The organism is Klebsiella sp. R390 (assembly GCF_051131745.1).
In the GTDB taxonomy this organism is placed as follows: domain Bacteria; phylum Pseudomonadota; class Gammaproteobacteria; order Enterobacterales; family Enterobacteriaceae; genus Klebsiella.
In genome coordinates this window covers 4,888,848-4,915,349 of sequence record NZ_CP180445.1, presented here as the reverse complement: position 1 = coordinate 4,915,349, position 26,502 = coordinate 4,888,848, and the positions used below count along the sequence as shown (strand labels likewise).

Genomic DNA, 26,502 nt, shown 5'->3' with positions numbered 1-26,502 from the left:
AACAGAAAAAGGCAATAGAAAAAGAATGCCAAAGAAAAAGGCCGCAGAAGCGGCCTTTTTAGTTAGTTCAGATTATTTTTCTCTGGGCGAAGCGTTTTCGACACGGCTTTTCAGTTTCTGACCGGGTCTGAAGGTCACCACACGCCGGGCTGTAATGGGAATATCTTCCCCCGTTTTCGGGTTACGACCCGGGCGTTGGTTTTTATCCCGCAAATCGAAGTTGCCGAACCCGGAGAGTTTAACCTGTTCTCCGTTTTCCAAAGCACGACGAACCTCTTCGAAAAACAACTCTACCAGTTCTTTGGCATCCCGCTTGCTAAGCCCAAGCTTATCAAACAGATATTCTGACATTTCAGCTTTTGTAAGCGCCATAGGTTCAATCCCTCAATGATGCCTGGAATCGCTCTTTTAATGCCTCTACACATTTGGCAACGGTAGCGGCAATCTCCTCTTCTTCGAGTGTACGGCTGGTATCCTGAAGGATTAGGCTAATCGCAAGGCTTTTACTGCCTTCCGCCACACCTTTACCACGGTACACGTCAAATAAGTTTACGCCAACTACCTGATTTACGCCAACTTTCTTACACTCGGTCAAAACATCAGCTGCAGGTACGTTTTCAGCGACCACAACAGCGATATCGCGACGGTTCGCCGGGAAACGTGAAATATCGCGCGCCTGAGGCACCACGCGGTCTGCGAGCTTGTTCCACTCCAGTTCGAAAGCTAAAGTGCGGCCGTTCAAATCCAGTTTACGTTCCAGTTCCGGGTGAACAACCCCAATGAAACCAATACGTTCACCTTTCAGATAAATCGCTGCTGACTGGCCCGGATGCAGTGCGCTGTGCGTTTCTGCACGGAACTCGATGTCGGCTAATTTACCGGTCAGGTCCAGAACGGATTCCAGATCGCCTTTTAAATCATAGAAATCGACGGTCTCTTTTGCCAGATTCCAGTGCTCATCATTGCGGTTACCGCAGATAACGCCGCCCAGCATCACGTCCTGGCGAATCCCCAGCGGCGCCTGAGTATCAGGTACGAAGCGTAAACCGCTCTCAAAGATACGCACACGGCTTTGCTGACGGTTCTGGTTATAGACCACCGTTCCCAGCAGGCCGGTCAGCAGCGACAGGCGCATAGCCGACATTTCACTGGAGATCGGGCTTGGCAGAATCAGTGCTTCTTCACCTGCGTGAATCAGTTGCTGTACTTTCGGATCAACGAAGCTGTAGGTAATCACTTCCTGATAGCCTTTGTCGTTGAGCATCGTTTTTACACGTTTCAGCGACAGATTGGCTTCGCGGTGGGTGCCCATAATCAGCCCCGCCTGCACCGGCTCATCAGGAATATTGTTATAACCGTAGACCCGGGCCACTTCTTCCACCAGATCTTCTTCGATTTCCATATCAAAACGCCAGCTCGGTGCCACCGCCTGCCATTCGCCGTTGCCTGCTGTCACTTCACAGCCCAGACGGGTAAGGATGTCGCTGACCTGCGCATCATCAATATGATGGCCGATCAGACGATCGAGCTTGCTACGGCGCAGCGTAATGGTCGCCGCCTTCGGCAAGGCCGCTTCGTTGGTCACGTCGATGACCGGGCCGGCTTCACCGCCGCAGATATCGATCAGCAGACGAGTTGCGCGTTCCATTGCTTTATACTGCAGCGCGGAATCAACACCACGCTCATAGCGATGAGAGGCGTCGGTGTGCAGGCCATGACGGCGCGCGCGACCGGTGATTGACAGCGGGCTGAAGAAAGCACACTCCAGCAGCACGTTCTGGGTTTGATCATTGACGCCAGAGTGTTCACCGCCAAAGATGCCGCCCATTGCCAGCGCTTTGTGATGGTCAGCAATCACCAGGGTGTCGGTATCGAGTTTGGCTTCGCTGCCATCCAGCAGCACCAGCGTCTCGCCCTCTTTCGCCATACGCACCACGATGCCGCCGTCAATACGGTCGCAGTCGAACGCGTGCATCGGCTGGCCCAGCTCAAGCAGCACATAGTTGGTCACGTCAACCACCGCATCGATCGAACGAATGCCGCAGCGACGCAGCTTCTCTTTCATCCACAGCGGCGTCGGCGCGTTGACGTTGATGCCTTTGACCACACGGCCCAGATAGCGCGGACAGGCGTCCGGCGCTTCAACGCTGATAGGCAGCGTATCGGCAATGGTCGCCGCGACCGGTGCGATCTCCGGCGCATTCAGCGGAGATTTGTTCAGCACCGCCACATCACGGGCCACGCCGATGATACCTAAGCAGTCAGCGCGGTTCGGCGTGACGCTGATTTCGATGGTGTTATCGTCCAGCTTCAGGTATTCACGGATATCGGTGCCAATCGGCGCATCCGCCGGCAGTTCGATAATACCGCTATGATCGTCGGAAACTCCGAGCTCGGAGAACGAGCACAGCATTCCTTCAGACGGCTCGCCACGCAGTTTAGCCGCTTTAATTTTGAAGTCGCCCGGCAGTACGGCACCGATCGTCGCCACCGCAACTTTCAGCCCCTGACGGCAGTTTGGCGCGCCGCAGACGATGTCCAGCAGACGTTCACCGCCGACGTTGACTTTGGTCACACGCAGTTTGTCAGCATTCGGGTGCTGGCCACACTCAACTACTTCACCAACTACCACGCCATTAAACGTACCCGCTACCGGCTCAACGCCGTCAACTTCCAGACCAGCCATGGTGATCTGGTTCGCCAGCGCTTCGCTGTCGATCGCCGGGTTTACCCACTCGCGTAACCACAGTTCACTGAATTTCATTATGCTGTCCTGCCCTTATTTAAACTGTTTGAGGAAACGCAAATCGTTTTCGAAGAACGCACGTAAATCGGTCACGCCGTAGCGCAGCATCGTCAGACGCTCCATCCCCATCCCGAAGGCGAAGCCGGAGTAGACTTCCGGGTCAATGCCGACATTACGCAGGACGTTCGGGTGCACCATGCCGCATCCAAGCACTTCCAGCCACTTACCGTTTTTACCCATCACGTCAACTTCAGCGGACGGTTCGGTGAACGGGAAGTAGGACGGGCGGAAACGAATTTGCAGGTCTTCTTCAAAGAAGTTATTCAGGAAGTCGTGCAGCGTCCCTTTCAGGTTGGTGAAGTTGATGTTGGTGTCAACAATCAGGCCTTCCATCTGGTGGAACATTGGGGTGTGGGTCTGGTCGTAGTCGTTACGATAGACGCGGCCCGGGGCAATGATACGGATCGGCGGCTGCTGGTTTTCCATGGTGCGGATCTGCACGCCAGAGGTTTGGGTACGCAGCAGACGCGTGGCATCAAACCAGAAGGTGTCGTGATCGGCACGGGCCGGGTGGTGGCCCGGAATATTCAGCGCATCAAAGTTGTGGTAGTCATCTTCGATTTCCGGACCGGTCGCCACGGTAAAGCCCAGCTCACCGAAGAAGTTTTCGATACGGTCGATGGTGCGGGTTACCGGATGCAGGCCACCGTTTTCAATACGGCGCCCTGGTAAAGAGACGTCGATGGTCTCAGCGGCGAGGCGGGCGTTTAACGCAGCGCCTTCCAGGTCAGCTTTACGCGCGTTAAGCGCCTGCTGAACCTGCTCTTTCGCTTCGTTGATGACCGCACCAGCAGCCGGACGCTCTTCTGGCGGCAGCTCACGCAGGGTGGTCATCTGAAGGGTCAGATGCCCTTTCTTACCCAGGTATTCCACGCGGACGTTGTCCAGCGCGGCAACATCTGATGCCTCATTAATGGCTGCCTTCGCACTGGCAACCAGCTCTGCGAGATGTGACATGGTTTTCCTCATTATGTCGGTGCAGACACCGGTTATGGTCATTATGTCGTTCTGACTATTTCGAGTTACAGGCAGCGCCGCGCATCACGTGGCAAAAAGAGCTCTGTCGTCGCAGGCGCAAACTCACTAACGCCCCTGCAGCTTGAAATAGCATGAACGGGTTCATATACGAAAAAAGCCTCCACAGTGGGAGGCTTTCTGGCGCTGTTTTCCGTTTCATCTTTCACGCGCTAGCCTCCTGGATTCAGGTGCTAAAGTAAAAAAAGAAGCGGAAAATAGCAGCATTCATGCTTGCATTACCTTGTCAGGAACTAAACGTCAGAGCTGTATTGAAAAGCTTACAGCAATAAAAGTCAATCTTCTTATAGGGTTATGCCCGAAATAATTCTAAGACGGGCATAAACAAAAAGAGGGAGACAAGCTCCCTCTTTCAACTGGCTTATGCCAGAGCTGCTTTCGCTTTTTCGACCAGCGCGGTGAACGCTAATTTGTCGAATACGGCGATGTCAGCCAGGATCTTACGGTCGATTTCAACAGAGGCTTTTTTCAGGCCGTTGATGAATTTGCTGTAAGAAATACCGTTCTGACGTGCTGCTGCGTTGATACGCGCAATCCACAGTTGACGGAACTGACGCTTTTTCTGACGACGGTCACGATAAGCGTACTGACCTGCTTTGATAACAGCCTGGAAGGCAACGCGGTATACGCGAGAACGCGCACCGTAGTAACCTTTAGCTTGTTTCAAAATTTTCTTGTGACGTGCACGGGCAACTACACCACGTTTTACGCGAGCCATATGTGCTCTCCTGTATCTATTCTAATTAAAAAGTTAAAAGGGTTAACGACTTATGCGTACGGCAGGCACGCGATTACCAGGCCCAGATCGCCTTTGGAAACCATGGCTTTCGGACGCAGGTGACGTTTACGCTTGGTAGCTTTTTTGGTCAGAATGTGACGCAGGTTAGCGTGCTTGTGCTTAAAACCACCTTTACCGGTTTTTTTGAAGCGCTTAGCAGCACCGCGTACGGTCTTAATTTTTGGCATTTTAATAACTTCCACTTCGCATTGTTAATAAACGAAACGTAGGCGAACAACAGCTGCGGAACCTAAAAGGCTCCACAGACATTGCTACTTGAAGGCCTTACTGTTTCTTCTTAGGAGCGAGCACCATGATCATCTGGCGGCCTTCGATCTTCGTTGGGAAGGATTCGACTACTGCCAGTTCACTCAGATCGTCACGGACGCGCGTAAGCACTTCCATACCGATCTGTTGGTGGGCCATCTCACGACCGCGGAAACGCAGCGTGATCTTGGCCTTATCGCCATCTTCCAGAAAGCGAATCAGGCTGCGGAGTTTTACCTGATAGTCGCCATCATCGGTACCAGGTCGGAATTTAATTTCCTTAACCTGGATAACTTTTTGCTTCTTCTTCTGTTCCTTAGAAGACTTACTCTTTTCATAAAGGAACTTGCCGTAGTCCATAATACGACAAACTGGCGGTTCGGCGTTAGGGCTGATTTCAACTAAATCTACTCCGGCCTCTTCAGCCTTTTCGATAGCTTCTCTCAGACTCACAATACCCAGCTGCTCACCTTCCAGACCTGTTAAGCGAACTTCCAGGGCGCGAATCTCGCCATTGATACGATTCGGACGTGCCGTTTGAACTCGTTTTCCGCCTTTAATACCTTATTCCTCCAGTTGTTGAAGACTGCGGCTGCGAATCTCTTGTTGCAGCTTTTCGATCACTTCGTTTACGTCCATGCTGCCGAGGTCTTTACCACGACGGGTACGCACCGCAACTTTGCCGGCTTCGACTTCTTTGTCGCCACAGACCAGCATATACGGGACACGACGTAAAGTGTGCTCGCGGATTTTAAAGCCAATCTTCTCATTTCTCAAGTCCGCTTTTACCCGAATACCCGCATTTTGTAGTTTACGGGTCAATTCGTTAACGTATTCAGACTGAGAATCAGTAATATTCATCACCACGACCTGCACCGGCGCAAGCCAGGTTGGGAAGAAGCCGGCGAACTCTTCGGTCAGGATGCCGATGAAGCGCTCCAGTGAACCAAGAATTGCGCGGTGAATCATTACCGGGACCTGACGCTCGTTGCTTTCGCCAACATAAGAGGCGCTTAAACGCTGCGGCAGGGAGAAGTCCAGCTGTACAGTACCGCACTGCCATGCACGATCGAGGCAGTCATACAATGTAAATTCAATTTTCGGACCGTAGAACGCGCCTTCACCCAGTTGATATTCAAACGGGATATTGTTTTCTTCCAGCGCGACTGCCAGATCCGCCTCAGCACGATCCCAGGTCTCATCACTACCGATACGTTTTTCCGGACGAGTTGAGAGTTTGACGACGATTTTCTCGAAGCCAAAAGTGCTGTACATATCGTAGACCATACGAATACAAGCGTTAACTTCATCACGTACCTGATCTTCAGTACAGAAGATGTGTGCATCATCCTGCGTGAAGCCGCGTACGCGCATCAGGCCATGCAGTGCACCCGATGGCTCGTTTCGATGGCAGCTACCGAACTCTGCCATACGCAACGGCAGATCGCGGTACGATTTCAGACCCTGGTTAAAGATCTGTACGTGACCCGGGCAGTTCATCGGCTTGATGCAGTATTCACGGTTCTCAGAAGAAGTAGTGAACATCGCATCTTTGTAGTTGTCCCAGTGCCCGGTTTTTTCCCACAGCACACGGTCCATCATGAACGGGCCTTTCACTTCCTGATACTGGTACTCTTTCAGTTTAGAACGTACGAAAGTTTCCAGTTCGCGGAAGATAGTCCAGCCGTCATTATGCCAGAACACCATTCCCGGTGCTTCTTCCTGCATATGATACAGGTCGAGTTGCTTACCGATCTTACGGTGGTCACGCTTAGATGCTTCTTCCAGACGCAGCAGATGCGCGTTAAGCGCTTTTTTATCAGCCCATGCGGTACCGTAAATACGCTGCAGCATCTTATTGTTGCTATCGCCACGCCAGTACGCGCCTGCCGTTTTCATCAGTTTGAAGTGATGGCAGAAGCGCATATTCGGTACGTGCGGTCCACGGCACATATCGACATATTCTTCGTGATGGTACAAGCCAGGCTTGTCATCATGGGCGATGTTTTCATCAAGAATTGAAACCTTGTAGGTTTCGCCACGCTTAACGAAGGTTTCACGCGCTTCGTGCCAGCTGACTTTCTTCTTAATGACGTCGTAGTTCTTTTCGGCGAGCTCGTGCATACGTTTTTCGAGCGCGTCGATATCTTCCTGGGTCAGCGTATGGTCGAGGTCGACATCATAATAGAAGCCGTTGTCGATAACCGGGCCGATAGCCATTTTGGTATTGGGCCACAGTTGCTTGATCGCGTGACCTAACAGATGCGCGCAGGAGTGACGAATGATCTCCAGGCCATCTTCATCTTTAGCTGTGATGATAGAGAGCGTTGCATCGTTTTCGATAGGGTCGCAGGCATCAACCAGCTCACCATTAACACGTCCGGCGATAGTCGCTTTCGCGAGGCCTGGACCGATATCCAGAGCGACATCCAGCGGGCTGACTGCGTGGTCAAAATGGCGTTGGCTGCCATCAGGAAGCGTAATTACAGGCATTTCATGTCCTTATTTGCAGTGGTGCCCCGCACGAAAGAGCACATACAAAACAATATAATCATAATTATCAACAAGTTGTAGCACAGCTCCCGCTTCACTCTGCGAAATATGAGGACGCCCGTTTACCGAACCGTTCCCACCTGTAGCCGCCTGCTGATAACACCGACCTTTAGTCTACACATCATTTCTGCGGGTTAAAAGTCTGAACAGGATAAATGGTTGCAATGATTGATAAAACAAGAGGGGTGGATAAAAAACTATGAGGTCATTCGTCAGTGGATAAACCACGAGAGCGCGCTGCCGTCATTAAAATAATCCGGCGCGGAATACAGGAAAAAACATAAATGACTGCTGAGCAAAACTCGGGAAATAAACCGGTACATCTTTACCCGGCTTTATATTTCCTGAATTTAATATACGCGATGTACAGGCGAAATATCAGGACCACTCACCGGCAACAAGAGTATGCACATTAAAAGCATCATCCATAGTGTGACCAGTTGATTGTGAACCGGGAGCAATATTAGAACCCGCTTCGACATCCGTCGCTTTGGCAATGCCAATTTGTGTATGTTCGGTAGCGCCTGACGGAGGAACCTGATCGGCGGCGAACGCGCCAAACGACAGGGTGCACAGCACGGCAGCCGCCATTGCGATTTTGCTATTTTTCATGATGGTGGTTCTCTTATTTACTTAAGGTTTTTCGGCAAAGCATTCATCTCTGTCGATAAGCCACAGTATAGATCCAGATCACAACTTTGTCCGAGCCAATATTTAGCTATTTGTGTCAAATTAACGTAAAACTTGTCAGAAGGCGTGTCGAAAAAACCGATTATGGAGAAAGTATGGAGGCTATTTTCTTTTTATAAAAAACAAAACTGAAGACCAAAAATAATAATGTCACTTATTGCTAATTTTAAAACAATCAGGCCGGATTTACCGGCCTGAAATATATTACATTTTATAACCTAGCGACAGCGTGGTGCGACGATCGGTGTGCTCTGGCGCCGATGCCGGCGGCTCGGAGTTCCAGGTCAGATTGTAGGCAACCCGCAGTGCAAAATGCGCATTGATCGCGACGTTTAATGCACTTTCCGAGTTCAGCGTCGTGTCCTGCGCGCCAAAGACCGATACACCCTGAGTGAATTTGGTGTTATCCGTCATCTGCCAGGCCCAGGTACCGGACGCATAGCCCAGCGGCTGGGTATCATTGTCGCCGTCGGTGTATTCGTCATAACGTACGCCAGGACCGAATTCAAAACGCAGGCTGTGGACCGGGCCGTTGAGGATCTGGCGACCGTAACCTGCAGTTAATACATCGCGCTGCTGATAACCGTTATAGCGGTCAGTCAACCAGCTGGCCTGACCAAAGACATAGTTGCTGTCGGTCAGGTTGTAACGACTACGACCACCCACCGCATACTTCTCGGAAGAGCGCTGGTCGTTCGACGAGGTGTTGCTGGCATTACCCCACAGCGACCATGCGGTCGTATTGCCGTACCAGGTGAGCGTTGAATCCGCAGTCATTGAAGAACTTTTCGTATTACCGGACTGCGCCAGATAACCGGCGTTAACAGCACCTTCGAAAGGTTTTTTGGCAGTGGAAGGGTCATCCATAACAGTAAAAACGGAATCATCGGCCAGTGCGTGCATAGACGCAAAGAGCCCCCCCGCCAGCAATGCCGCTGCGGGTACTGTCATCAAAAGCTTCATTTAATTTAGAGTCCGTACAACAAAAAGAGAGACCCGCTGGGTCCCGGAAACTTTCGCAAGGATCGCTATACGCGTCATCCTTCAGGCTACTTCTTTTCTGGCGCCACTAAGACTTCCTCTATCACAGCATGTGCTGTGCTCCCGGAGGTAAATCTTTCCTTGCCGCCTCGACGCATCTTGAATGATTTTTTGTATCTTGCAGGTCCAATGAAAGGCAAAGAATTATAAAAAAGCACGATTAACATAGCAATCAATTACTATTTCATTTTTTGAATAAGACAGCTCTCAGAACAATCTTTATTTCATAATGATAAAAATAAATAGCGCTTTACAAAACACCACCTGCCACCGCTTCCCCTTCCTGACAAGAAGTGCCATGCTTAAAACCACAGCAGCTAAATTCGTATCATGGAGGAACCTGGATGACCAAAATTTATACGCTTACGCTGGCCCCTTCGCTCGACAGCGCCACGCTGACCCCGCAAATCTACCCTGAAGGTAAACTTCGTTGCAGCGCGCCGGTTTTCGAACCCGGCGGTGGCGGCATTAATCTCGCACGAGCCATCACCTTCCTTGGCGGTGCAGCTACGGCGATTTATCCGGCCGGTGGCGCCACCGGAGAGCACCTCACCGCCCTGCTGGAAAGCGAACATGTCCCGGTTGACACCATCGAAGCCCAGGACTGGACACGGCAAAACCTGCATGTACACGTCAGCGCCAGCGGCGAACAGTACCGTTTTGTCATGCCAGGTGCTGCCATAACGCCAGAGGAGTTCCAGCGCCTGGAAGAAAAAGTGCTGGCTATCGAACCAGGCTCATTGCTGGTGGTCAGCGGCAGCCTTCCGCCGGGAATTAGCGTGGATGACCTGACCCAACTGGTAAAAAACGCGCAGCAGCACGGACTGCGCTGCATTATTGATAGCTCCGGCGACGCGCTGGCGGCTGCACTAACAGTCGGAAATATCGAGCTGGTCAAGCCCAACCAAAAAGAGCTCAGCGCTTTGGTCCAACGCGATCTCAGCCAGCCGGATGATGTGCGCCAGGCCGCGGAAGAGCTGATCCACTCGGGTAAAGCACGCCGGGTGGTGGTGTCGCTCGGTCCACAGGGAGCGCTGGGTGTTGATGCCAGCGGTAGCGTTCATGTGGTACCGCCGCCGATGAAAAGTCAAAGCACCGTCGGCGCCGGTGACAGCATGGTCGGCGCCATGACCCTGCGTCTGGCTGAAAATGCCAGCCTGGAAGACATGGTTCGCTTCGGCGTCTCCGCCGGCAGCGCCGCCACCATCAACCAGGGCACCCGTCTGTGCTCGTTGGAAAACACGCAAAAAATCTACCGTTACCTCTGCGGCCGCTAATTCCCCTTCCCTCTGCTCGCGCAGAGGGAGTCGCCAAATCATCATCTTGGTCTATGCTAAAAATTTCATGGATTACAACAGGGTGAAAAATGAGCACAGAAATTGTTACTCACGTCGCAACGGTTAACTTTCAGGAAGAGACGCTAACCGAAATTAACGAACTCAGTAATCACCTCACCCGTGCAGGATTCACGCTCGTGCTCAATGATGAGAACGGCAAAGTCCATGAACTGGGCACCAACACCTTCGGCATGATCTCTGTTCAAACCGCGGATGAGGTCAAAGCGCTGTGTGCCGGACTGGCGGAAACCGCGCTCGGTCGCCCCGTTGACGTTACGGTCACCACATTTGATGCGTGGTTGAAAGCTCAATAAGTGCGATTAGCGCAGCGGAAAGCACCAGTTGTGCGTCAGTTCGAATTTTACACCGGGGTTATGAGCTAACCTTATGAAATGGTGGAAATCAAGGGGAGAGACAGCATGTGGCAAGCTATCAGTAATTTGTTAAGCGACTGGCACACTGAAGCAGCTGAAATCGAACTGCGCAATGAACTACCCGGTGGTGAAATTCACGCAGCCTGGCACCTGCGTTTCGGTGGGCGAGATTACTTTGTCAAATGTGATGAACGTGAATTGCTGCCTATCTTTACCGCTGAAGCCGACCAACTGGAACTGTTGTCGCGCAGTAACACCGTTAGCGTCCCGAAAGTTTATGCCGTCGGCAGCGATCGCGATTACAGCTTTGTGGTGATGGAGTATCTGCCCCCTCGCCCGCTGGATGCGCACAACGCCTTTTTGCTCGGACAGCAAATTGCGCACCTGCATCAGTGGAGCGATCAGCCGCAGTTCGGGCTGGATTTTGATAACGATCTTTCCACCACGCCGCAGCCCAACGCCTGGCAACGTCGCTGGTCGACATTTTTTGCCGAACAGCGCATCGGCTGGCAGCTGGAGCTGGCCGCCGAAAAAGGGCTCAACTTTGGCGACATCGATACGATTGTCGACCATGTGCAACAACGTCTCAGCAATCACCAGCCTCAACCGTCGCTGCTGCACGGTGATTTGTGGTCAGGTAACTGCGCGCTTGGGCCAAACGGCCCCTATATCTTCGACCCCGCGTGTTACTGGGGTGACAGAGAGTGCGACCTTGCCATGCTGCCGCTGCATCCGGAACAGCCGCCGCAAATCTACGATGGCTATCAGTCGGTTTCGCCGCTACCTTCAGGTTTCCTCGACCGCCAGCCGGTCTACCAGCTTTACACGCTGTTGAACCGGGCGATTTTGTTCGGCGGGCAGCACCTGGTGGTGGTGCAAAAAGCGCTGGATGACGTGTTACTGGAAAAGGCCCCATAGGGGCCTTCTTTTTGGTGAACTGCGCGGTTAACTGATTTCCACCCCTTTCAGGCGGAATTTGATGGTCATCGTCACGCCGGTGCCCGGTTTGCCCGGCTCGTAGCGCCATTTACGCAACGCGTTTTTGACTTCACGTTCAAACATATTCGCCGGCTGTGCGGAGAGAATTTCCACGTTATCAATCCGCCCATCCGGGGTCACATCAAATTTAACGCGAACTGAACCTTCAATACGCAGCGCCTGGGCACGTGCCGGGTATGCTGGTTGGTTTCGGCTCAATGCTCTCGGGCCGCTCGGCGCCGTTAGCGTAGGCTTAGCGTTTGCCGTCGCGGTGCTCGGTTGGGTACGCGCCGGTGCGGTATTCGTCGATTCAAACGGTGAGACCGCCTTCGGTTCTGCCGGCTTCACTTCACGCTTCGGCTGCTCAACTTTTTTCTCAGGTTTTGGCTTCGGCTTCGGCTTTGGTTTCGGCTCGGGCTTATGGATTACCACCGGCGCTTCTTTCGGCGGCTCCGGCACCACTTCCGGTTCAGGTTCAGGTTCCGGCTCAACAACAGGCTCAGGCACCGGTTGTACTGCCTGAGGCGGTTCGAGATCCGCCGGCGCGACCATGGTTATCTCAATGGGCTGAGAGGGCGATGGCCGTTCAATAACCTGATGTACCGAGGTGTAAAGCAGCCCGGCAACAACGGCACCGTGGATAACCACGGACAGCAGCGTCGGCCACGGGAAGCGGCGAGGTAAATCAAGGGTCATTGCGCTCATAGTCGTTTCTGTTGAAAAATGATGGTCTGATTTTAAATGCAAATAGCAATCATATTCAATAAGCCGTGTTATCTGGCATCAATATTTGCCTCATTTTGTGGAAAAAAAGCGTTGGGGCCAGACATTTTCGTGCTGACTCGCATCTTTACATTGCAGTCAACGGTGGATTCACTTAACGTGATTCGCCAATTTATTGATAAGGAGCCTTGCCGTGCTTTACGTTATCTACGCTGAAGACATCGCCGATTCTCTGGAAAAACGCATGTCGGTTCGCCCTGCCCATCTGGCACGTTTACAATTATTACGTGATGAAGGTCGTCTGCTGACCGCCGGGCCAATGCCGGCAGTTGACAGTAATGAACCTGGCGCGGCTGGCTTTACCGGTTCAACGGTCATTGCAGAGTTTGAATCGCTGGAAGTGGCAAAAGCATGGGCAAATGATGACCCTTATAACGCCGCTGGGGTATATCAGAACGTGTCAGTAAAACCTTATAAGCAGGTTTTCTGAGACAGGTTGGGCGCTTAAAGAACAGAGGCACCGTAAACGGTGCCTTTCTTATCGGTACTCAGCTATCAGTAATCAGTGAAGACAAACAGCAGGGAGCCACGTTGTCGTTTCACCAACTCCTTTCTGATAGAAAGGATGCGCATGTTGCGGCGCGATTGGGCCTCCAGCCAGCGGGACTTACGGCGACTCACCTGTCTTAGCATACGCCAGCGCCCTACTTCCGTTCTACTACGCTTCATTGCTACTACTCTACAAGTGAAAAACAGTCCACATTATAAACCTATGAATCTGGCAGACCAACGCTTTCGCTGTGTTTTTATTTGCCAGATGCATGTTGATGCGTAAACTCATGACATAGAGTAATTCAAAAGGATTTTTCATCTATGACAACCTTTTACACGGTAGTGAACTGGCTGGTCATTCTTGGTTACTGGCTACTCATCGCCGGTGTAACATTACGCATATTGATGAAACGGCGTGCCGTTCCCTCCGCAATGGCGTGGTTGCTCATTATCTATATTCTGCCGCTGGTCGGGATTATCGCCTATCTCTCCTTCGGCGAACTGCATCTGGGCAAACGCCGGGCAGAGCGAGCTCGCGCGATGTGGCCTTCTACCGCCAAATGGCTTAACGACCTTAAGGCCTGCAAACATATCTTTGCCGATGACAACAGCCCGGTTGCGGAATCCTTGTTCCAGCTCTGCGAACGCCGTCAAGGGATTGCCGGTGTTAAAGGTAACCAGCTCCAGCTGCTAACGGAATCGGATGATGTGATGCAGGCGCTGATGCGCGATATCCAGCTGGCCCGGCACAACATCGAGATGGTGTTTTACATCTGGCAGCCTGGTGGTATGGCCGATAACGTTGCCGAATCGCTGATGGCTGCGGCACGACGTGGCGTGCATTGCCGCCTGATGCTCGATTCGGCCGGGAGCGTCGCCTTCTTCCGCAGCCCATGGGCGGCGATGATGCGCAACGCCGGGATTGAGGTTGTCGAAGCGCTGAAGGTCAATCTGATGCGTGTGTTTCTGCGTCGCATGGACCTGCGCCAGCACCGCAAAATGGTCATGATTGATAACTATATTGCCTACACCGGCAGCATGAACATGGTCGATCCGCGTTTCTTTAAACAGGATTCCGGTGTGGGCCAGTGGATTGATTTGATGGCGCGCATGGAAGGCCCGGTCGCCACCTCGATGGGTATTGTCTACTCCTGCGACTGGGAAATTGAGACCGGCAAACGCATTCTTCCACCGCCGCCGGACCTCAACATCATGCCTTTTGAAGAGGCCAGCGGCCATACTATCCACACTATCGCCTCGGGCCCGGGCTTCCCGGAAGACCTGATTCATCAGGCATTGCTGACCGCCGCCTATTCCGCCAAAGAACACCTGATCATGACCACGCCGTACTTCGTGCCCAGCGACGATCTGCTCCATGCTATCTGTACGGCAGCGCAACGTGGGGTCGACGTCAGCATTATCCTGCCGCGTAAGAATGATTCGCTGCTGGTCGGCTGGGCCAGCCGGGCCTTCTTTACCGAGCTGCTGGCTGCCGGAGTAAAAATTTATCAATTCGAAGGCGGTCTGCTGCATACTAAAAGTGTTCTGGTTGACGGCGAGCTTAGCCTGGTGGGTACTGTGAACCTCGATATGCGCAGCCTGTGGCTTAATTTCGAAATCACTCTGGTGATAGATGACGTCGGATTCGGCGGCGATCTGGCGGCCGTTCAGGATGATTATATTTCCCGCTCGCGCCTGCTGGATGCGAAGTTGTGGTTAAAACGTCCGCTGTGGCAGCGGATCGCTGAGCGACTGTTTTACTTCTTCAGTCCGTTGCTGTAAAACGTGCCAATCAGATGTTTAACGGGTAGCAATCATGGATATGGATTTAAACAATCGCCTGACCGAAGACGAAACGCTTGAACAAGCGTATGACATCTTCCTGGAGCTGGCTGTCGACAACCTCGATCCGGCGGATGTCATTCTGTTCAACCTGCAATTTGAAGAGCGCGGCGGTGCTGAGCTATTTGACCCTGCGGCGGACTGGGAAGAGCATGTCGATTACGACCTGAACCCGGACTTCTTCGCCGAAGTGGTGATTGGCCTTGCCGATACCGATGGTGGCGAAATTAATGATATCTTCGCGCGCATTCTGCTGTGCCGTGAAAAAGATCATAAGCTGTGCCATATCCTGTGGCGTGAATAAGCGCCCCGCTCACCGCATCAGCTAAAAAAAATGGCAGCCGCTCATCAGACCGGCTGCCATTTTATTTTCACTCTCCCGTCACTCCGGCAGTTCACTCCCGCAGGCATTGCAATAACGTGCATTTTTATCATGCGCCGTATGCTGACAGCTGGGGCACGTCCGGCGAGCGCGACGCTCCTGCAACGAACTGGTCATATGGGTGGTAATCAGCCCCGTCGGTATCGCAATAATCGAGTAGCCGATTAAGATTAGGATCGACGCCAGCACCCTTCCCATTGGAGTATGCGGGGTGATATCCCCATAGCCGACCGTTGTGATAGTGACGATTGCCCAGTACACCGACGCATTTAAGGTGGTGAAACCATATTCCGGGCCTTCAATCAGGTACATCAGCGATCCGAAAATCACCATCACAATCGCAATAAATGAATAGAACAGGATTAACTGATGGCGGGCGCTGACAATCGCTACCCAGAAAATATTCAGTGATGGCATAAACCGCAGCAGTTTGAGAATACGCAAACAGCGGATCGCCCGCATTGCTCGCCAGGCAAAAACATAATTAAGGCTCATTTCTGGCCACATCCACATCACATAGAGCGGCAGAATCGTGGCGAGATCGATGACGCCCCAAAAGCTGAAAATATAGCTCAGCGGTTTCGGCCAGGTGGCAATGCGCAGGAAATATTCCAGGGTGAAAACGACGGTAACAAAAATCTCAAGCCAGACAAAAATATGCCATTCATCAAAGGTCAGATGATATTGCGTGCCAAGACCAGACTCGATAAATATTACCAGCACGCTAAGCAGCGCAAACATGCCGCACAACGCTTCAAAGCGGCGCCCGGAGCGTCGGGTTTGATCGAAGAGTAAATGATACAGCCGCTGGCGGGCGGAATAAGCATGAACGGCCACGTTAACCTCTCAAAAAATAAGGGGCTGACCTACGTCAGCCCCTGAGATTATAACGGGTCTACCTTCAGACAGGAAACCGCATGACGGAAGCTCCCCTCCAGTACCGGCCGCGTTTTCGCACACTCCGGCCCGGCGATAGGACAGCGCGTGCGGAACACGCATCCCGAGGGCGGGTTAATCGGCGAGGGTAGCTCGCCCTCCAGCAGCTGGATGGTTTTATTCTTTTCCAGGTCCGGGTCAGGAACCGGCACCGCTGACATCAGCGCCTTGGTATAAGGGTGCAGCGGATTATGGTACACCTCATCATAGGTGCCCAGCTCCACCGCATGCCCGAGATACATCACCAGGACGCGATCGGAAATATGCTTCACCACCGCCAGGTCATGAGCGATAAAGATCAGTGACAGGCCCATTTCCCGTTGCAACTGCTGCAGCAGATTGACCACCTGCGCCTGAATCGACACGTCCAGCGCCGATACCGGCTCATCACAGATGATCAGTTTCGGTTCCAGGATCAGCGCGCGGGCAATACCAATACGCTGACACTGGCCACCGGAGAACTCATGCGGATAGCGGTTAATCAGGTTGGGCAATAGCCCCACCTTCATCATCATCGCTTTCACCCGGTCACGCACTTCCTGACGCGTCATTTTCGGATGATAGGTACGCAGCGGCTCTGCAATAATCTCACCGATCGTCATACGCGGGTTCAGCGAGGCCAGTGGATCCTGGAAGATCATCTGGATATCGCTGCGCACCGCACGCCACTCTTCCTGCTTCATGCCGAGCAAATCTTTACCGAGCCAGGCGACTTTGCCATCGGTCGCTTTCACCAAGCCAATAATCGCCCGCGCAAAGGTCGATTTGCCGCAGCCAGACTCGCCAACGACGCCAAGGGTCTCACCTTCGTACAGACGTAACGTGACGCCATCTACCGCTTTCAACGTTTTGGCGGGCTGCCAGAACCACTGTTTCCCATCCTTAATATCGAAATGGACTTTCAGGTCGGCGATTTCGAGCAGGACTTTTCTTTGTTCGGTAACGGCATTCATAGCAGATCCCCTACTGGTTGAAAGCAGGCGCGCAGGCGGCCCGGTGCAAACTCCTCCAGCGGTGGAGCACTATGGCAAATTTCCATCGCATGCGGGCAGCGCGGCTGGAACGGACAGCCTTTCGGCAGACGCAGCAGGTTGGGCGGATTGCCCGGAATGGTCAGCAGCGACTCGCCTTCGGCATCCAGGCGCGGTACCGCATTCAGCAGGCCAATCGAATACGGATGCGAAGGATGATAAAAGACATCGCGCGCCATCCCGTATTCCATGGTCCGCCCGGCGTACATCACCAGCACTTTGTCACAGATCCCGGCAACCACACCGAGATCGTGAGTAATCATGATGATCGCGGTATTAAACTCGCGTTTGAGTTCATTCAGCAGGGTCATAATTTGCGCCTGGACGGTCACATCCAGCGCGGTCGTCGGTTCATCAGCAATCAGCAGTTTTGGCCGACACAGCAACGCCATGGCAATCATCACGCGTTGACGCATCCCGCCGGAAAACTCGTGCGGATACATTTTCATGCGCTTGCGCGCTTCCGGCATTTTGACCGCATCAAGCATCTTCACCGACTCTTCAAACGCTTCGGCTTTGCCCATCCCCTTATGCAACATCAACACTTCCATCAGCTGCTCACCCACCCGCATATAGGGGTTCAGGGAAGTCATCGGGTCCTGGAAGATCATTGAAATTTGTTCGGCACGCAGCTTATTCAGCTCGTGTTCCGGCAGATTAAGGATCTGGCGGCCGTTAAACAACGCCGAGCCACCAATATTGCCGTTAGAAGCCAGCAGGCCCATTAACGCAAACGCGGTCTGCGATTTACCGGAGCCCGATTCGCCGACGATACCCAGGGTTTCCCCGGCGCGCAGGTTAAAATTAAGATCATTAACCGCCGTAACATCGCCATCCGGGGTCTTAAACGTCACCCGGAGGTCTTTCACATCCAGCAGCAGGCCAGAGTGTTGCTGGGCCTGCGGCGCTTTTGCCGTTTCAATTATGCTCATGACGGCGCTCCTTAGCGGTCTTTCGGATCGAGGGCATCACGCAGGCCATCGCCGATAAAGTTGAAACAGAACAGCGTTACCACCAGGAAACCGGCAGGGAACAGCAGCAGCCATGGCGATACTTCCATGGAGTTGGCACCGTCACTGAGTAATGCGCCCCAGCTGCTCAGCGGCTCCTGGGTACCCAGACCAAGGAAGCTTAAGAAGGATTCAAACAGGATCATGCTCGGCACCAGCAGAGAGGCATACACCACCACCACCCCCAGCACGTTCGGCACGATATGGCGAACCACAATATTAAAGGTGGATACCCCGCCAACCTGTGCTGCTTCGATAAACTCTTTGCGCTTAAGGCTCAGCGTCTGACCGCGCACGATACGCGCCATATCCAGCCAGGAGACCATCCCAATAGCCACAAAAATCAGCAGGATGTTCTGACCGAAGAAGGTGACCAGCAGGATAACGAAGAACATAAACGGGAAGGAGTTGAGGATCTCCAGCAGACGCATCATCACCGAATCCACTTTGCCGCCCAGATAGCCGGAAAGTGAACCGTAGAGCGTCCCCAGCACCACCGCCACCAGCGCGGCAGCGACGCCGACCATCAGCGAGATACGCCCGCCGATCGCCACCCGAACCAGCAGGTCACGGCCGGAAGAGTCGGTGCCAAAGTAGTGACCGGACTCCATCTCCGGGGCACTGGACATCATGCCCCAGTCGGTATCAAAGTAGGAGAACTGGGATACCATCGGTGCAATCGTCACGAACAGCGCGATAATCACCAGCACAATCAGGCTGGCAACCGCGGCGCGGTTATGCATAAAGCGGCGGCGGGCGTCCTGCCACAGGCTACGACCCTCAACTTCCAGCTTTTCACTGAAGTTTTCCAGCGCCTCGCTATTTTTCTTACTTAACATCATGGCGAACCCCGGCTTCAGTAGCGAATCTTCGGATCGATGACGGCATACAGCACGTCAACAATCGCGTTAAACAGAATAGTCAGCGCGCCGACCAGAATGGTCAGACTCAACACCAGTGAATAGTCGCGGTTCAACGCGCCATTCACGAACAGCTGACCAATTCCCGGAAGACCGTAGATCGTTTCGATGACCATTGAGCCGGTGATGATCCCAACAAACGCGGGCCCCATATAAGAAAGGACCGGCAGCAGCGCAGGCTTCAGCGCATGGCGGAAGATAATACGGCGCATCGGCAGCCCTTTCGCCCTGGCGGTACGGATGAAGTTAGAGTGCAGGACTTCAATCATTGAGCCGCGGGTAATACGCGCGATACTGGCGATATAAGCTAACGACAGGGCCACCATCGGCAGGATCATAAATTTCAACGCCCCGCCGTTCCAGCCGCCACCGGGCAGCCAGTGCAAGGTGATGGCGAATATCATCACCAGCAGCGGCGCGACCACGAAACTGGGTATAACGACCCCGGTCATGGCCACCCCCATCACCGCATAATCCCACTTGGTGTTTTGTTTCAGTGCCGCAATCACCCCCGCCGTCACGCCGAGAATGACCGCCAGCAAAAAGGCGGCAAGGCCTAATTTGGCAGAGACCGGGAAGCTCGAAGCCACCAGATCGTTTACCGAATAGTCTTTGTATTTAAAAGAAGGACCGAAATCACCGTGAGCCAGTTGTTTCAGATAATGAAAATACTGGGTCATGATGGGGTCATTTAAATGGTATTTGGCTTCGATATTCGCCATCACTTCCGGCGGCAGCGTGCGTTCACCGGTGAACGGACTCCCCGGCGCAAGACGCATCATGAAGAAAGAAATAGTAATTAGAATGAATAGCGTCGGAATCGCTTCCAGACAGCGACGAAATATAAATTTTAACATTGCCCGTACCTTCTGGCCTGTGCCTATCGAGTGCGATGAATTCAGACACGGTGGGGCAAGCTGCGCCTGCCCCACGTATTGCCATTAATGTTTGATAATATACAGATTTTTAACGTAGATATTATCTAACGGGTCTTTACCGGTGTAGCCACCCACCCACGGTTTAACCAAACGGGCGTTGACATAATAGAACACCGGTACGATCACAGAGTCTTTATCCAGCTGTTGTTCCGATTGTGCGTACAGGTCTGCACGTTTCGCATCATCAGTAGTCTGCAGGGTTTCAGCGATGATCTTATCGAAGGCCGGGCTCTTATAATGAGAGGTGTTGTTTGAGCTATCGCTCAACATGGTATTAAGGAAGGAAGTCGGTTCGTTGTAATCCGCACACCAGCCGGCACGTGCCACATCGAAGGTCCCCTGATGGCGATTATCGAGGAAGGTTTTCCATTCCTGATTTTCCAGCTTCACGTTGGCACCCAGGTTTTTCTTCCAGATGGAGGCAACGGCAATCGCCAGTTTTTTATGCAAATCAGAGGTGTTATACAGCAGATTAAAGGTCAGCGGTTTATCCGCGGTATATCCCGCTTCAGCCAGCAGTTTTTTCGCTTCTTCGTTACGCTTGTCCTGAGTCCAGTTGAACCACTCAGGTTTAACAACTTTCATTCCATCGGTATATGGCGGCGTATAACTATAAGCCGGCAGATCGCCCTGGTTTTTCACTTTATTGACAATGATGTCGCGATCCAGCGCCATTTTAAGGGCGGTACGTACACGCACGTCGGTAAACGGTGCTTTCTGGTTATTAATTTCGTAGTAATAGGTGCACAGATACGGATCGACGTGAACTTCTTTCGGGATCTCTTTCTTCAGTTTCTGGAACAGTTCAATCGGCATGTTGTTATAGGTCATGTCGATTTCGCCACTGCGATAACGGTTAACGTCAGTTACTTCCGATGAAATCGGCAAATAGGTAACCTGATTAACGACCGTTTTCGCGTTATCCCAGTAGTTGGTATTACGCTCAAGCACAATGCGCTCGTTTACCACCCAGTCTTTCAGTTTATAGGCGCCGTTGGTGACGATATTAGCAGGCTGAGTCCACTTCTCACCGTATTTTTCAATGGCCGCTTTAGGGACCGGAGAAACAGATGGGTGCACCAGCAGCTTATAGAAATATGGAACGGGTTCGCTCAGCGTGACTTCAAAGGTTTTATCATCGATGGCTTTCACGCCGAGGTCGCTGGTCGGTTTTTTGCCGGCGATAATCTCATCGACATTCAGCACGTGGCCGTATTGCAGGTAGCTGGCGTATGGGGAAGCCGTTTTTGGGTCAGCCAGACGCTGCCAGCTGTAAACGAAATCTTGTGCGGTAACCGGCGAGCCGTCAGACCATTTTGCGTCTTTGCGAATATGGAACGTCCAGACTTTAAAATCTTTATTATCCCAGGACTCCGCCACGCCAGGAATGGGATGGCCTTCTACATCGCCGATCACTAATCCTTCAAACAAATCACGGTTAATGTTGGATTCCGGCACGCCTTCAATTTTATGCGGATCCAGCGATTGCACTTCTGCGCCGTTATTACGAACCAGCGTTTGTTTGTCCGCCAGCTGCACTCCAGCAGGAACATCTGCCGCCATGGCAACATTGGCGGTAATTAGCGCAGAGAGAACCCCTGCAGCTACCAGACTTTTTTTGGTGATGATGGTCATTGTGTTGTTACTCCATTCATTATAATTACTGGCTATTTAACCAGCCTGTTTTTTTCCCCTTTCGGGATTCTGTACAGTGCAGGAGTTTATGCTGCTGTCAGACTTTACTGCTTGCTATCACCGACTTATTTATTACGGCCGCTCAAACGGCAGCCTTAGCGTCGATTCTTTCACCCGCTTATTCAGGGTGCTCGCAATGAGTTAATTAATAATGATTCTCATTTACGTGTATTATTGAGCGAAGGATCAGGCCGGAAAATATCAAAAGGCCATCACCACCGCCAATGCAATTTGCAAATATGTTACCGAATTCTCTTTTATCTTTTTTCTTACCCTGCCGCCCCGCCCTGTTTTCAAAACCCCGGCAAGGTAAAATTCTTTTATTTCATACAGATAAGATTTCACCCTTCGCGCAGAGCTCCGGAAACGTGGTGATGATGCTTTTTTGTACGAAAATTTAACAATAGATTATTTTTTAGCACATTCATCTGCTCTGATAGTGAAATTACTAATATCATTTCAATTATCTAACGGCAAGCACCAGAGAATGATGTGAAGAAAATAACAGTTGTTACGATGGGGAGAAAATGAGGGAAGTAGAGAAAAAACACGATAACAACATGATAATTAACGATAAAAACAACTATCACAGAAAAGTATTTTACGCGCTTATATCAACCATATTGATATGTTTTGCTAATAATCAAAAAAGGCGAAGCGCTCCGCTTCGCCGTATGTCAGTTGGCTTACCCCACCAGGCCAGGAAACAGCGCTTTAATGCCGGTGACGATAAACTCAATACCCAGCGCCATCAACAACAGGCCCATAATACGCGTGATGACGTTGATCCCCGTTTGCCCGAGCAGGCGAACCAGCCATGGTGCCATGCGGAAAATGCCCCAACAGCACAGCGCAAACAGCGCGATCGCGACCGAGAAACCAAACAGGTGCGCCACGGTGTGATAGCGAGTTCCCCAGACGATGGTCGAACTGATTGCCCCTGGCCCGGCCATTAACGGCAATGCCAACGGCACGACGCCAATGCTTTCACGAATCGCCGTTTCTGATTTTTCCTGCTTGTTTTGCTTATCCTCACCCAGCTTGCCGCTGATCATCGACATCGCAATCGTCACCACCAGGATCCCGCCGGCAATACGGAATGAATCAATAGAGATGCCGAATATTTGCAGAATGGAGTCGCCGAGGAACAGCGAAGTCCACAGAATGATGGCGACGGAAAGATTGGCCGTCAGGTTGGTTTTATTGCGGATCGCCGCCGTCTGGTAGCTGGTCATACTAATGAAGACGGGAATGATGCCGACCGGGTTTACCAGCGCAAATAACCCGATGAAAAACTTGAAGTAAGCTGAAAAATCAAACAACGGTTGGATCACAGTGCGCTCCGCAGCATCATTAATAATGGCTGTTGACAGTTAGTCACATAAAATATTCGCGCAGAAGATACGCTTTTTGGCAGCATAATTCATCTCAAATGTGCGTAAAACTGTGACAAAACCGGATGTTATATATTTGTTTCCACCCTGCTACTTACTCACTTATTTTGCATAATTATTATTACACTTGAGTTGATCGGTCAATAAACAGCCAGCTGAAAGGTGTCAGCTTCACGTAAACTTGATCTAAATCACGTAAATCGTACTCAGAAGTGAGTAACCTTGTTCACACCAAAGAGTGCAAAACAGCGGTACCTGAGAGGCAACACCAGCAAGCTTATTTAGTAAATCAATGAAGCCAGCAGCGTCTGAATCGTCCCCTTAACATTTAGATGCAAGCTGTTAACAGGCTGACTATACTGTCGAATCGAGCTACTGATTTACTAAAAAAGTTTAACATTATCAGGAGAGCATTATGGCTGTTACTAATGTCGCTGAACTTAACGCACTCGTAGAGCGCGTAAAAAAAGCCCAGCGTGAATATGCCAGTTTCACTCAAGAACAAGTTGATAAGATCTTCCGTGCTGCCGCTTTGGCTGCCGCAGACGCTCGAATCCCTCTCGCTAAAATGGCCGTTGCCGAATCCGGCATGGGCATTATCGAAGACAAGGTCATCAAAAACCACTTCGCTTCTGAATATATCTATAACGCATATAAAGATGAAAAGACCTGTGGCGTTCTCTCTGAAGACGACACTTTCGGTACTATTACCATCGCCGAGCCTATCGGTATTATCTGCGGTATCGTTCCGACGACCAACCCGACTTCTACAGCAATCTTTAAATCACTGATCAGCCTGAAGACGCGTAATGCGATCATCTTCTCCCCACATCCGCGTGCTAAAGATGCAACGAACAAAGCTGCTGATATCGTGCTGCAGGCTGCCATCGCCGCTGGCGCGCCGAAAGATCTGATTGGTTGGATCGATCAGCCTTCTGTTGAACTGTCTAACGCACTGATGCATCACCCGGACATTAACCTGATCCTCGCGACCGGTGGTCCAGGCATGGTTAAAGCAGCATACAGCTCCGGTAAACCAGCAATCGGTGTTGGTGCAGGTAACACGCCGGTTGTTATCGACGAAACGGCTGATATCAAGCGTGCCGTTGCTTCCGTACTGATGTCTAAAACCTTCGATAACGGCGTTATCTGTGCTTCTGAACAGTCCGTTGTCGTCGTTGACTCCGTATATGACGCCGTTCGCGAACGTTTCGCTAGCCATGGCGGTTACATGCTGCAGGGCAAAGAGCTGAAAGCAGTTCAGGACATCATCCTGAAAAACGGCGCACTGAATGCCGCTATCGTTGGTCAGCCGGCAGCCAAAATTGCTGAACTGGCAGGCTTCACCGTTCCGGCTACCACCAAGATCCTGATTGGTGAAGTGACCGACGTTGATGAAAGCGAGCCGTTTGCTCACGAGAAACTGTCTCCGACGCTGGCAATGTACCGCGCGAAGAACTTCGAAGACGCTGTTGATAAAGCTGAAAAACTGGTTGCGATGGGCGGTATCGGTCATACCTCTTGCCTGTACACCGACCAGGACAACCAGCCGGCTCGCGTGACCTACTTCGGCCAGATGATGAAAACCGCACGTATCCTGATTAACACCCCGGCATCTCAGGGTGGTATCGGTGACCTGTATAACTTTAAGCTTGCACCTTCCCTGACTCTGGGTTGTGGTTCCTGGGGTGGTAACTCCATCTCTGAAAACGTTGGTCCGAAACACCTGATCAACAAGAAAACCGTTGCTAAGCGAGCTGAAAACATGTTGTGGCACAAACTTCCGAAATCTATCTACTTCCGTCGTGGCTCACTGCCAATCGCACTGGATGAAGTGATTACTGATGGTCACAAACGCGCGCTGATCGTGACTGACCGCTTCCTGTTCAACAACGGCTATGCTGACCAGATCACCTCCGTGCTGAAAGCATCTGGCGTTGAAACTGAAGTCTTCTTTGAAGTTGAAGCTGACCCGACACTGACCGTTGTCCGTAAAGGTGCCGACCTGGCGAACTCCTTCAAACCTGACGTGATTATCGCCCTGGGCGGTGGTTCCCCGATGGATGCGGCCAAAATTATGTGGGTGATGTACGAGCACCCGGAAACCCACTTCGAAGACCTGGCGCTGCGCTTTATGGACATCCGTAAACGTATCTACAAGTTCCCGAAAATGGGCGTTAAAGCCAAAATGATCGCGGTCACCACCACTTCCGGTACCGGTTCTGAAGTCACTCCGTTTGCGGTTGTAACCGACGATGCAACTGGTCAGAAATATCCGCTGGCAGACTATGCGCTGACTCCGGATGTTGCGATTGTCGATGCTAACCTCGTCATGGATATGCCGAAATCACTGTGTGCATTCGGTGGCCTCGATGCCGTAACTCACGCCCTGGAAGCTTATGTTTCCGTGCTGGCTTCTGAGTTCTCCGACGGTCAGGCTCTGCAGGCTCTGAAACTGCTGAAAGAGTACCTGCCAGCGTCCTACCACGAAGGTTCTAAGAACCCGGTAGCACGTGAGAAAGTACACAGTGCAGCGACTATCGCCGGTATCGCGTTTGCTAACGCCTTCCTGGGTGTATGTCACTCCATGGCACACAAACTGGGTTCTCAGTTCCACATTCCGCACGGCCTGGCTAACGCCCTGCTGATCAGTAACGTTATCCGTTACAACGCGAACGATAACCCGACTAAGCAGACCGCATTCAGCCAGTACGACCGTCCGCAAGCACGTCGTCGTTACGCTGAAATTGCTGACCACCTGGGCCTGAGTGCACCGGGCGACCGTACCGCAGCGAAAATTGAAAAACTGCTGGCATGGCTGGAAAGCATTAAAGCTGAACTGGGTATTCCTAAATCTATCCGTGAAGCTGGCGTGCAGGAAGCTGACTTCCTGGCCCACGTTGATAAGCTGTCTGAAGATGCCTTCGATGACCAGTGCACCGGCGCTAACCCGCGCTACCCACTGATCTCCGAGCTGAAACAGATTCTGCTGGATACCTACTACGGTAACGAATTCAGCGAAGGTGAAACTGCTGCAAAGAAAGAAACCCCAGCAGCGCCGAAAGCCGATAAAAAAGCGAAAAAATCCGCTTAATCGACCCGGTTAACACCTCTACAAGCCTCATCTTCGGATGGGGCTTTTTTTATGCCTGGCCTTGCCGAATATGCCCGCCCCAAAGCTGAATAGCGCAGGCACACCTGCCCACTGGCCCCCTCTATT

At 52.0% G+C, this 26,502-nt stretch carries 26 protein-coding genes and 1 other annotated feature; of the genes, 7 read left to right on the top strand and 19 right to left on the bottom strand.

Annotation, left to right across the window (positions count from 1 at the left end; genetic code table 11):
• Window positions 1–72 precede the first annotated feature (72 nt).
• From ihfA to ACMYSP_RS22950, 10 genes are all read right to left on the bottom strand, one after another.
• The gene (ihfA, locus tag ACMYSP_RS22995; protein ID WP_004851790.1) at window positions 73–372 is read right to left on the bottom strand and encodes an integration host factor subunit alpha; all 300 of its coding nucleotides are present in this window, start codon (window positions 370–372) and stop codon (window positions 73–75) included.
• Between the two features lie 4 nt (window positions 373–376).
• Window positions 377–2,764, bottom strand: a complete 2,388-nt coding sequence (gene pheT / locus ACMYSP_RS22990; RefSeq protein WP_434584350.1) for a phenylalanine--tRNA ligase subunit beta — start codon at window positions 2,762–2,764, stop codon at window positions 377–379.
• A gap of 15 nt (window positions 2,765–2,779) precedes the next feature.
• The gene (pheS, locus tag ACMYSP_RS22985) at window positions 2,780–3,763 is read right to left on the bottom strand and encodes a phenylalanine--tRNA ligase subunit alpha (protein WP_032687130.1); all 984 of its coding nucleotides are present in this window, start codon (window positions 3,761–3,763) and stop codon (window positions 2,780–2,782) included.
• A gap of 168 nt (window positions 3,764–3,931) precedes the next feature.
• Window positions 3,932–4,057, bottom strand: a sequence feature (Phe leader region).
• Window positions 4,008–4,052: a pheST operon leader peptide PheM gene (pheM, locus tag ACMYSP_RS22980; protein ID WP_001386830.1), complete on the bottom strand. Its 45-nt coding sequence runs from the start codon at window positions 4,050–4,052 to the stop codon at window positions 4,008–4,010. (Overlaps the previous feature by 45 nt.)
• A gap of 145 nt (window positions 4,058–4,202) precedes the next feature.
• Window positions 4,203–4,559: a 50S ribosomal protein L20 gene (rplT, locus tag ACMYSP_RS22975; RefSeq protein ID WP_004102963.1), complete on the bottom strand. Its 357-nt coding sequence runs from the start codon at window positions 4,557–4,559 to the stop codon at window positions 4,203–4,205.
• A gap of 50 nt (window positions 4,560–4,609) precedes the next feature.
• Entirely contained in the window at window positions 4,610–4,807 is a 198-nt protein-coding gene (rpmI, locus tag ACMYSP_RS22970) for a 50S ribosomal protein L35 (protein ID WP_001124225.1), read from the bottom strand.
• Window positions 4,808–4,904: 97 nt separating this feature from the next.
• Window positions 4,905–5,447, bottom strand: coding sequence for a translation initiation factor IF-3 (infC, locus tag ACMYSP_RS22965; RefSeq protein WP_123754723.1), 543 nt, complete (start codon window positions 5,445–5,447; stop codon window positions 4,905–4,907).
• 3 nt (window positions 5,448–5,450) lie between these two features.
• Window positions 5,451–7,379, bottom strand: a complete 1,929-nt coding sequence (gene thrS, locus ACMYSP_RS22960) for a threonine--tRNA ligase (protein WP_123754724.1) — start codon at window positions 7,377–7,379, stop codon at window positions 5,451–5,453.
• Window positions 7,380–7,817: 438 nt separating this feature from the next.
• Window positions 7,818–8,051, bottom strand: a complete 234-nt coding sequence (locus ACMYSP_RS22955) for a hypothetical protein (protein WP_123754725.1) — start codon at window positions 8,049–8,051, stop codon at window positions 7,818–7,820.
• A 282-nt stretch (window positions 8,052–8,333) separates the two neighbouring features.
• Window positions 8,334–9,092 carry a DUF481 domain-containing protein gene (locus ACMYSP_RS22950; protein ID WP_434584348.1) on the bottom strand — a complete coding sequence of 253 codons (759 nt, stop codon included), beginning with the start codon at window positions 9,090–9,092 and terminating at the stop codon, window positions 8,334–8,336.
• Between the two features lie 422 nt (window positions 9,093–9,514).
• Between ACMYSP_RS22950 and pfkB the strand changes: the two genes are divergently transcribed.
• The 3 genes from pfkB (at window position 9,515) to ACMYSP_RS22935 (ending at window position 11,799) form a co-directional block, all read left to right on the top strand.
• Window positions 9,515–10,447: a 6-phosphofructokinase II gene (gene pfkB, locus ACMYSP_RS22945; RefSeq protein ID WP_434584347.1), complete on the top strand. Its 933-nt coding sequence runs from the start codon at window positions 9,515–9,517 to the stop codon at window positions 10,445–10,447.
• Between the two features lie 89 nt (window positions 10,448–10,536).
• Window positions 10,537–10,821 (top strand): type V toxin-antitoxin system endoribonuclease antitoxin GhoS, encoded by a 285-nt coding sequence (ghoS, locus tag ACMYSP_RS22940; RefSeq protein ID WP_434584346.1) that lies wholly within the window; start codon window positions 10,537–10,539, stop codon window positions 10,819–10,821.
• Window positions 10,822–10,926: 105 nt separating this feature from the next.
• A complete protein-coding gene (locus tag ACMYSP_RS22935) occupies window positions 10,927–11,799 on the top strand; it encodes a fructosamine kinase family protein (RefSeq protein WP_434584344.1) in 873 nt (290 codons plus the stop codon).
• Window positions 11,800–11,826: 27 nt separating this feature from the next.
• On the opposite strand, the gene tonB is transcribed toward ACMYSP_RS22935, so the two are convergent.
• A complete protein-coding gene (tonB, locus tag ACMYSP_RS22930; protein ID WP_434584343.1) occupies window positions 11,827–12,564 on the bottom strand; it encodes a TonB system transport protein TonB in 738 nt (245 codons plus the stop codon).
• A gap of 211 nt (window positions 12,565–12,775) precedes the next feature.
• Between tonB and ACMYSP_RS22925 the strand changes: the two genes are divergently transcribed.
• Window positions 12,776–13,072 (top strand): YciI family protein, encoded by a 297-nt coding sequence (locus ACMYSP_RS22925; protein WP_123754731.1) that lies wholly within the window; start codon window positions 12,776–12,778, stop codon window positions 13,070–13,072.
• A gap of 65 nt (window positions 13,073–13,137) precedes the next feature.
• On the opposite strand, the gene ACMYSP_RS22920 is transcribed toward ACMYSP_RS22925, so the two are convergent.
• Window positions 13,138–13,311 (bottom strand): YciY family protein, encoded by a 174-nt coding sequence (locus tag ACMYSP_RS22920; RefSeq protein WP_123754732.1) that lies wholly within the window; start codon window positions 13,309–13,311, stop codon window positions 13,138–13,140.
• 144 nt (window positions 13,312–13,455) lie between these two features.
• On the opposite strand from ACMYSP_RS22920, the gene cls reads away from it, so the two are divergent.
• The gene (gene cls / locus ACMYSP_RS22915; RefSeq protein ID WP_123754733.1) at window positions 13,456–14,916 is read left to right on the top strand and encodes a cardiolipin synthase; all 1,461 of its coding nucleotides are present in this window, start codon (window positions 13,456–13,458) and stop codon (window positions 14,914–14,916) included.
• A 34-nt stretch (window positions 14,917–14,950) separates the two neighbouring features.
• Window positions 14,951–15,280 (top strand): HI1450 family dsDNA-mimic protein, encoded by a 330-nt coding sequence (locus ACMYSP_RS22910; RefSeq protein ID WP_123754734.1) that lies wholly within the window; start codon window positions 14,951–14,953, stop codon window positions 15,278–15,280.
• A 78-nt stretch (window positions 15,281–15,358) separates the two neighbouring features.
• On the opposite strand, the gene ACMYSP_RS22905 is transcribed toward ACMYSP_RS22910, so the two are convergent.
• The 7 genes from ACMYSP_RS22905 to ACMYSP_RS22875 form a co-directional block, all read right to left on the bottom strand.
• Entirely contained in the window at window positions 15,359–16,195 is an 837-nt protein-coding gene (locus ACMYSP_RS22905) for an ion transporter (protein ID WP_434584341.1), read from the bottom strand.
• A 47-nt stretch (window positions 16,196–16,242) separates the two neighbouring features.
• On the bottom strand, window positions 16,243–17,247 hold the full coding sequence (gene oppF, locus ACMYSP_RS22900) for a murein tripeptide/oligopeptide ABC transporter ATP-binding protein OppF (RefSeq protein WP_434584339.1): 1,005 nt from the start codon (window positions 17,245–17,247) through the stop codon (window positions 16,243–16,245).
• The gene (locus ACMYSP_RS22895; RefSeq protein WP_434584338.1) at window positions 17,244–18,257 is read right to left on the bottom strand and encodes an ABC transporter ATP-binding protein; all 1,014 of its coding nucleotides are present in this window, start codon (window positions 18,255–18,257) and stop codon (window positions 17,244–17,246) included. The genes oppF and ACMYSP_RS22895 overlap by 4 nt, the downstream gene beginning before the upstream one ends.
• Window positions 18,258–18,268: 11 nt before the next feature.
• Window positions 18,269–19,177 carry an oligopeptide ABC transporter permease OppC gene (oppC, locus tag ACMYSP_RS22890; protein WP_123754738.1) on the bottom strand — a complete coding sequence of 303 codons (909 nt, stop codon included), beginning with the start codon at window positions 19,175–19,177 and terminating at the stop codon, window positions 18,269–18,271.
• A gap of 14 nt (window positions 19,178–19,191) precedes the next feature.
• On the bottom strand, window positions 19,192–20,112 hold the full coding sequence (gene oppB / locus ACMYSP_RS22885; protein WP_123754739.1) for an oligopeptide ABC transporter permease OppB: 921 nt from the start codon (window positions 20,110–20,112) through the stop codon (window positions 19,192–19,194).
• Window positions 20,113–20,196: 84 nt separating this feature from the next.
• Window positions 20,197–21,828, bottom strand: coding sequence for an oligopeptide ABC transporter substrate-binding protein OppA (oppA, locus tag ACMYSP_RS22880; RefSeq protein WP_434584335.1), 1,632 nt, complete (start codon window positions 21,826–21,828; stop codon window positions 20,197–20,199).
• A gap of 746 nt (window positions 21,829–22,574) precedes the next feature.
• Entirely contained in the window at window positions 22,575–23,222 is a 648-nt protein-coding gene (locus ACMYSP_RS22875) for a YchE family NAAT transporter (RefSeq protein ID WP_434584333.1), read from the bottom strand.
• A 475-nt stretch (window positions 23,223–23,697) separates the two neighbouring features.
• On the opposite strand from ACMYSP_RS22875, the gene adhE reads away from it, so the two are divergent.
• Window positions 23,698–26,376: a bifunctional acetaldehyde-CoA/alcohol dehydrogenase gene (gene adhE / locus ACMYSP_RS22870; protein WP_434584331.1), complete on the top strand. Its 2,679-nt coding sequence runs from the start codon at window positions 23,698–23,700 to the stop codon at window positions 26,374–26,376.
• The last annotated feature ends 126 nt before the right edge of the window (window positions 26,377–26,502 follow it).